General features: G+C 62.8%; 6 protein-coding genes and 1 tRNA gene. All 7 read right to left on the bottom strand.

The features are described from left to right. Window positions 1-320: 320 nt before the first annotated feature. Complete coding sequence (locus tag B0E55_RS24180; protein WP_003946112.1) at window positions 321-518, bottom strand: hypothetical protein; 198 nt, start codon at window positions 516-518, stop codon at window positions 321-323. A gap of 152 nt (window positions 519-670) precedes the next feature. Further along, window positions 671-1,093 carry a DUF2752 domain-containing protein gene (locus B0E55_RS24175; RefSeq protein ID WP_080910599.1) on the bottom strand — a complete coding sequence of 141 codons (423 nt, stop codon included), beginning with the start codon at window positions 1,091-1,093 and terminating at the stop codon, window positions 671-673. A 30-nt stretch (window positions 1,094-1,123) separates the two neighbouring features. Next, on the bottom strand, window positions 1,124-1,693 hold the full coding sequence (locus B0E55_RS24170; RefSeq protein ID WP_021342696.1) for an RDD family protein: 570 nt from the start codon (window positions 1,691-1,693) through the stop codon (window positions 1,124-1,126). A 121-nt stretch (window positions 1,694-1,814) separates the two neighbouring features. Then, window positions 1,815-1,887, bottom strand: a tRNA-Thr gene (locus B0E55_RS24165). A 30-nt stretch (window positions 1,888-1,917) separates the two neighbouring features. After that, window positions 1,918-3,147, bottom strand: coding sequence for a DNA polymerase III subunit delta' (locus tag B0E55_RS24160; protein ID WP_019746652.1), 1,230 nt, complete (start codon window positions 3,145-3,147; stop codon window positions 1,918-1,920). Window positions 3,148-3,180: 33 nt separating this feature from the next. Then, a complete protein-coding gene (gene topA / locus B0E55_RS24155) occupies window positions 3,181-6,117 on the bottom strand; it encodes a type I DNA topoisomerase (RefSeq protein ID WP_019746651.1) in 2,937 nt (978 codons plus the stop codon). A gap of 215 nt (window positions 6,118-6,332) precedes the next feature. Next, on the bottom strand, window positions 6,333-6,917 hold the full coding sequence (locus B0E55_RS24150; RefSeq protein WP_003946106.1) for a hypothetical protein: 585 nt from the start codon (window positions 6,915-6,917) through the stop codon (window positions 6,333-6,335). Between the last annotated feature and the right edge of the window lie 73 nt (window positions 6,918-6,990).

Below are 6,990 nucleotides of genomic sequence, written 5' to 3'. Positions count from 1 at the left end.
TGTGAAGTACCAAAAAAATTTTGGCACTGACATTCATCGACACACTGTTGAGTTCTCAAAGAACACGCACACACCATCACCACGACCCTATGGCCGCCGCTCCGGGGCAACTTTTCCAGCCTATCCCAACCAGGTCACCGGCGCAAACCGGAACCCCGTGAAGAAAAACTGGATTGTGTTCGCCAGGCACTTCGTACAACCTCGTGTCACTCACCCTCGCAGGTGGGAGTCGGTGTCCGTGTCGCTCTGACCTGGACAAAGTTACGCGAAGATCAACACAACACCAAATCGCCAGGTCAGAGCACTGCGGTCGGTAAACTTCACGGAACCCAGTACCTCTCGGCCAATTCTTCGACGATCGGATCGCCTTCCTCAGCCTGTTCCAACGCTTCGAGATCGTCGTTGATCGACACCAGCCGGGGATCGTCACCCTCAGCTTCCTGAATCGGGTGCCGACCGTCCTCGGCGAGTTGCCTCAGTAGCTTTTCCTTGACGCGCGCTTTCAACGAATCAGCCATACCGCCAGCATGTGCCGCTCCGGCCCAGTTGTCGAGGCCTACTCGTCGTCCTTCTTGCCGAAGACACGTCGTGCCGTCGGAATCAGGATGATCAGCGCGCCGAGCAGAACGATGAGCGAAAAAACCTGCAGTGCCATGTCGACCTCTTACCGTCACGCCGGCGCGAGCCAGCTCCCCCACGGGGTGTTTCGAACAACCGTAAATGCAACGAGAACTCCGAGCACCACGATCGTCACAGTCGGCCGAAGCACGATCATGCGATCCCGCGTGCCTTTCCAACGGCGCACTGTCCAACCGATCCACGCGATCACCAACACCGCGACAAACGGCACGATCAAGACATTGCTGGACATTGCGGCGCCAACATCCAGATTAGTCAGGTCATTGACCGCACGAAGGCCACCACACGCCGGGCACCACAATCCCGTCAACGCGTACATCGGACAAACGCCGTAACTACCCGCACTGTGGGGATCACGGAAGTGGAGTACCGCGGCGGCCGTCACCGCCACTGCAGCAACACCGACGGGTGCGGCCAGTGCGCGTCGTCGACTTGCGACCGCTTCCAACTCCATGACACCCACTGTAAGAGACCTCGGCAGCGACTAGCGCGCGCGAACGACTACCGACCGGACCACCATGTCGTGCCAGCACTGGTGCTTCGAGTCCCAGAGCGGCCAGAGATAGTTGAGGAAGCAGGCGCCACCCAGGATCGCCATCATGATCCAACGAAGCAGCGCCATCACCGGGCCGAGAGGCACACCGTCGGACTCCCGAATCACCGAAATTCCCAGCCACTTCTTGCCGAGCGTCTGTCCGGTGTTCCCTTGCCTGAAGACGAGATTCCACACCTCGATCAAGAAGATCGCCAGTATGCCGACGACCATGACGATCACCCCGACCGGATTACCGCCTTCAGCGCTCACGCTGCCGTCGTCGTATGTGGTCACTTCGGATCCGGAGAACGCGATCACTGCTCCGATGCCCGCGAGGATGACGCCGGGGAGCGGAACGACAAAGCCGTCGAGGATTGACGCAAACACCCGAGAGATCCAGCTTGCGTACGGATAGGCGGGCGTCGGCGGCTGATAACCCTGCGGCGGCATCGGCGGCATCTGCCCGTACGGCGGCTGATTCTGCGATGGTTGGCCTGGTCCCCAGTTCTGATCCGACATCGAGGTCTCTCCTGTTCAGGCACGTGTTCGCCGAACTCAGGATAAACCGCACATACGCAAGAATTGGGAACTAACGACAAGAGCCCCACATCCGGATTTCCGGGTGTGGGGCTCTTGGCTGAGCTGCCTGAGAGAATCGAACTCTCGACCTTTTCATTACGAGTGAAATGCTCTACCGACTGAGCTAAGGCAGCGTGCCTTTCGGCGGTGGCGAGTCTATCTGGTCAACCCCCGGATCGCGAAAACGGGGGTCGGAAAGCGGCTCCGATGGAGGCAACCATCGCATCGAGCGCCCACTGCAACTTGACGTTGAAGTCGACGGCCTCGCGGCATTCGAGCACCGCTTCGATGCACTTGAGCAACCCCTCCGGGGACGTTCGTGCAGCCAACTCGGCGGCCTGCCGAGCCATGTCGGGATGGGTCGCCGTCGACGTCGACCCCAGCGAATAGGAAAGCGCGTCCCGGTACATGCCGGCCAGGTCGATCAGCGTCCGGTCGAGAAGATCGCGGCGGGCCCGGGTGTCGCGCGATTTCTGGCGTGCTTCGAGGTCCTTGATCAGACCAGCCGATCCGCGCAGAGTCCCGGCTGTTCCCTTGCCGGTTCCACCGCCACCCAAGGAGACCTTGAGCTCCTCGAGTTCCTGTTCCTTGAGTTCGGCGTAGAACGCCTTGGTGTCAGCCTCGATCGACTTCACCAAGTTCTCTGCGGCCTTGTACGCCGTCGAAGCACCGATCGCGTCTGCGGCCAGCCGAAGCGAACGCTGACGCTCGTCCCGCGCGCTCTCGTCGGTGGCGAGGCGCCGCGCCCGACCGACATGTCCGCCGCTGATCGATGCGGCGATTCTCGCTCGCTCCGGATCCAGCCCGTCGCGGTCGATCAGTACCTGAGCGATCGATTCGACGGACGGCGTCACCAACGGCATGTGCCTACACCGCGAACGGAGGGTGACAGACATGTCTTCCGGATCGGTCGTCGGCGCGCAGAGCAGGATGACCGTGCGGTCCGGTGGCTCCTCGACGACCTTCAGCAGGGCGTTGGCTGCGCCTTCGGTCAAACGATCGGCATCCTCGACCACGATGACCTGCCACCGCCCCGTCGTCGGCCGACGCGAAGCGATGTTGACTATCTCGCGCATGCCTTTGACGCTGATGCTCAGGCCGTCGGGGATGATCCGTCGTACGTCACCGTGGGTTCCACCCATCGTCGTCGTACACGCATGACACTCACCGCACCCTGGTGCACCGTCGGAGGTGCATTGCAGGGCTGCGGCGAAGCAGAGAGCAGCAACCGAACGACCAGAGCCGGGTGGCCCGGTGAAGAGCCACGCGTGGGTCATCTCCGAGCCGCTGGAATCGCCACGAGCCGACAGCGCAGCATCACGCAGGCTCTGCTCGACGTCGTGCTGACCCACCAGCCGACCGAACACACCTCGTTCGGCCACTTCAGTACTCATGCAAAAACCCTAACCGTCGGCACCGACGAAGCCTTACGAGTCCTTCTTCGCCGGAGCCTTCTTGGCGGCGGCCTTCTTGGCCGGGGCCTTCTTGGCGGCTGTTTTCTTGGCAGCGGCCTTCTTTGCCGGGGCCTTCTTGGCAGCAGCCTTCTTCTTGACCGGACCGCGCGCACGACGATCAGCCAGCAACTCCGATGCACGAGCATCAGAAATGGATTCGACGTCGTCGTCCTTGCGAAGGCTGGCGTTGGTCTCGCCGTCGGTGACGTACGGACCGAAACGGCCGTCCTTGATCACCATCGGCTTCTCGCTGACCGGATCGACGCCCAACTCACGCAACGGAGGCGTTGCCGACGCCTGACGCCCACGACGCTTCGGCTCGGCGTAGATCTTGAGGGCCTCGTCGAGCGTGACGGTGAACATCTGCTCTTCGTTGGCGAGCGAGCGTGAGTCCGTGCCCTTCTTCAGGTACGGACCGTAACGGCCGTTCTGCGCGGTGATCTCTTCCTTGGATTCGGGGTCGACACCCACGACGCGCGGAAGCGACAGCAGACGAAGCGCATCTTCCAAGGTGATCGTCGCCAAATCCATGGACTTGAGCAGCGATCCCGTCCGCGGCTTGGGGCCCGCGACCTTCTTGGCAGCCTTCTTCGCGGGTGCCTTCTTGGCTGCGGCCTTCTTCACCGCAGTCTTGGTACTGCCCGAACTGATTTCTTCCGGCTCGGGAGCGGAGACGGGAACGATGTCCGGTTCCGGCTCGGCCGGCGGTTCGGGCAGGATCTCGGTCACGTAGGGACCGAAGCGGCCTTCCTTCGCGACGATCTCGTGGCCGGTCAGCGGGTCGACGCCCAGCTTGCGGCCCTCTTGAGGCGTCGAGAACAGTTTCTCGGCGTACTCGGGAGTGAGCTCGTCCGGCGGCAGGTCGTCGGGAAGATTTGCCCGCTGCGAGATCAGATCGCCTTCGGGATCGTCCGGGTTCTGAACCATGCGCTCGAGATACGGGCCGAACCGGCCGACGCGCACGTGAACCTCGCGCCCCTCGGCGTCGTCGAAGAGACGGATGGAGTTGACCTCGCGAGCGTCGATCTCCTCGAGGTTGACACCGACCATTTTCTTCAGCCCGCCCTCGCGGGCGACCGAACCCTCTGCGCCTGTCTCGCCGCCGAAGTAGAAGCTGCTCAGCCAGTTGCCACGCTGCTCACGGCCGCCGGCGATCGCGTCGAGATCGTCTTCCATTCCTGCCGTGAAGTCGAAGTCGACCAGCCGGCCGAAGTGCACCTCGAGCAGTCCGATGACGGCAAACGCCACCCAGGACGGAACCAGCGCGCTGCCACGTTTGTAGACGTATCCGCGATCGAGGATGGTCTTGATGATCGACGAGTAGGTCGAAGGACGACCGATGCCGAGTTCTTCGAGCGTCTTGATCAGGCTGGCTTCTGTGTAGCGAGCGGGCGGGTTGGTGCTGTGCCCGTCCGGATCGAGCTTGGTGGCCGTGACTTCCTGGCCCTTGACCAGTACCGGAAGCCTGGATTCGGCGTCGTCGGACTGACCGCCGGCTTCTTCGTCGACACTTTCGACGTAAGCCTTGAGGAAGCCGGCGAACACGATGGTGCGACCCGAAGCGGAGAACGTGCAGTCCTCGCCGGTGCCTGCCGTGCCGGAGATGCGGAGCGTCAGCGTCGTACCGCGGGCGTCGGCCATCTGCGAAGCGACGGTCCGCTGCCAGATCAGTTCGTACAGCTTGAACTCGTCGGAATCGAGCTTGGAGTGCAGCTGACCCGGGGTCTGGAACACGTCGCCGGCGGGGCGGATCGCCTCGTGCGCTTCCTGCGCGTTCTTGACCTTGCGGGTGTACTGACGCGGCGTCGGGTGGACGTACTCCGGACCGTACAACTCGGTGGCCTGCGCACGAGCGGCTGCGATCGCCGACTCCGAGAGCGTCGTCGAGTCGGTACGCATGTAGGTGATGTAGCCGTTTTCGTACAGACGCTGCGCGATACGCATGGCGCGCTCGGACGTGAAACGAAGTTTGCGTCCGGCTTCCTGCTGGAGCGTCGACGTCATGAACGGCGGGTAAGGCTTGCGCGTGTACGGCTTGTCCTCGGCGGAGGAAACCGTGAGGTCGACGCCCTGCAACGCTTCCGCCAGACGACGCGCGTACGCCTCGTCGAGCACGGTGACCGCGCTGCCCTTGAGCTTTCCGTCAGCTCCGAAATCACGGCCGGAGGCGACACGCGAACCGTCGACGGAGACCAGGCGAGCACCGAAACTACGCGGGCTGGCCTCTGCACCGGCGTCGAGTGTCGCGGAAATGTCCCAGTACGACGCCGACTTGAACGCCATGCGCTCGCGTTCACGCTGGACGATGACGCGAGTGGCCACCGACTGGACGCGGCCGGCCGAGAGCTTCGGCATGACCTTCTTCCAGAGAACCGGGCTGACCTCGTAACCGTAGAGACGGTCGAGGATGCGGCGGGTTTCCTGAGCATCGACGAGGTCGGTGTCGAGTTCGCGGGTGTCTTCGGCGGCAGCACGGATTGCCGGCTCGGTGATCTCGTGGAAGACCATTCGACGAACCGGAATCTTGGGCTTGAGAGTCTCGAGGAGATGCCAGGCGATTGCCTCGCCCTCGCGGTCGGGGTCAGTTGCGAGGAAGAGCTCGTCGGCGTCCTTCAACAGAGACTTGAGTTCGGCGACCTTGCCCTTCTTTTCCGGGCTCACGACATAGAGCGGCTCGAAGTCGTGATCGACGTTGACGCCGAGACGGGCCCATGACTCGCCCTTGTACTTGGCCGGAACGTCTGCTGCGCCTCGCGGCAGGTCGCGAATGTGACCGACCGATGCCTCTACGACGTAGTCCTTACCGAGGTAGGGAGCGATTTTGCGCGCCTTGGTCGGTGACTCGACGATCACGAGGCGACGAGGGTTACCGGACGCTCCCTGACCGCTGCCGTTGTCCGCTTTAGCCACCTGCTGCCCGAGCCTTCCTTTGGACGTTCACTGCCGTCGGCAGATCTTCAGAACTAGACGTGTGGAGCAAGTTATACCCCGTGTCTCTCTTTACAGAGTGACATACCCGCAAGACATTCGTGCAGATCAGTACAGTATGGGCTCCGTCGGACACGCGGCATGAGCACCGTCGGACACGCGGCATGAGCACCGTCGGACGCGAGGCAAGAGCACTGTCAGACGTGCGGCCAGGCGACCGAAGTGTCGACGTGTTTCGGCGCCTCACCGAGGTATTCGACGAGCTTTGTCAGTCTCTTCTTTCCCGACACACGGAGCCCCGGGCCCGGTGTCCGGTTACCCAGTTGAGTCGGCGCGATACCAACCCGCATCAAGGCCTGAGCCAGCGGTGCGTGCGTCTCCTTGGCATGGGGGTCGAGGCCGAACACGAATCGCTCGCCGCCTTCTTCGAGCCTGCCGGCGGCGACGGCCCACACCCGGAGTTGGCGGGAGTTCGGTACCCAACCGACCGGCACCGCCTTCACAGCTCCCTTGGTCCACTGCACGGACAGCGGAAGGAGTGCGGGCGTCGACTGAGTGCGGACCAATGGGCTGCCTTCTTCACTACGCGTCACCTCGGCCCCGAGTCCGCACTGCGCGATCAACTCGGCAACGGCCTGCGCTCTCCAGTCCCGATCCACGACGATCGAGATCCGGGCACGGTCCTCCGAGGTCACGACCTGACCCGGTCCGGCCAGCATTCCGGCGAGGTCCGTCACGGCAGGTGGAATCGACTCGGCAGAGAAAAAGGACAGTTGGCTCACAGAGTGAAACGTAAGCCACGAAGGTACTGACGGCATAGACGACCGGCCGTGGTCGAACAGCTGCGTGCATTAC

The sequence above is a fragment of the Rhodococcus sp. 66b genome, assembly GCF_002076325.1.
GTDB lineage: Bacteria > Actinomycetota > Actinomycetes > Mycobacteriales > Mycobacteriaceae > Rhodococcus_F > Rhodococcus_F erythropolis.
Note: the sequence above shows the minus strand (reverse complement) of the source record. Positions and strands in the feature narration are given on the sequence as shown.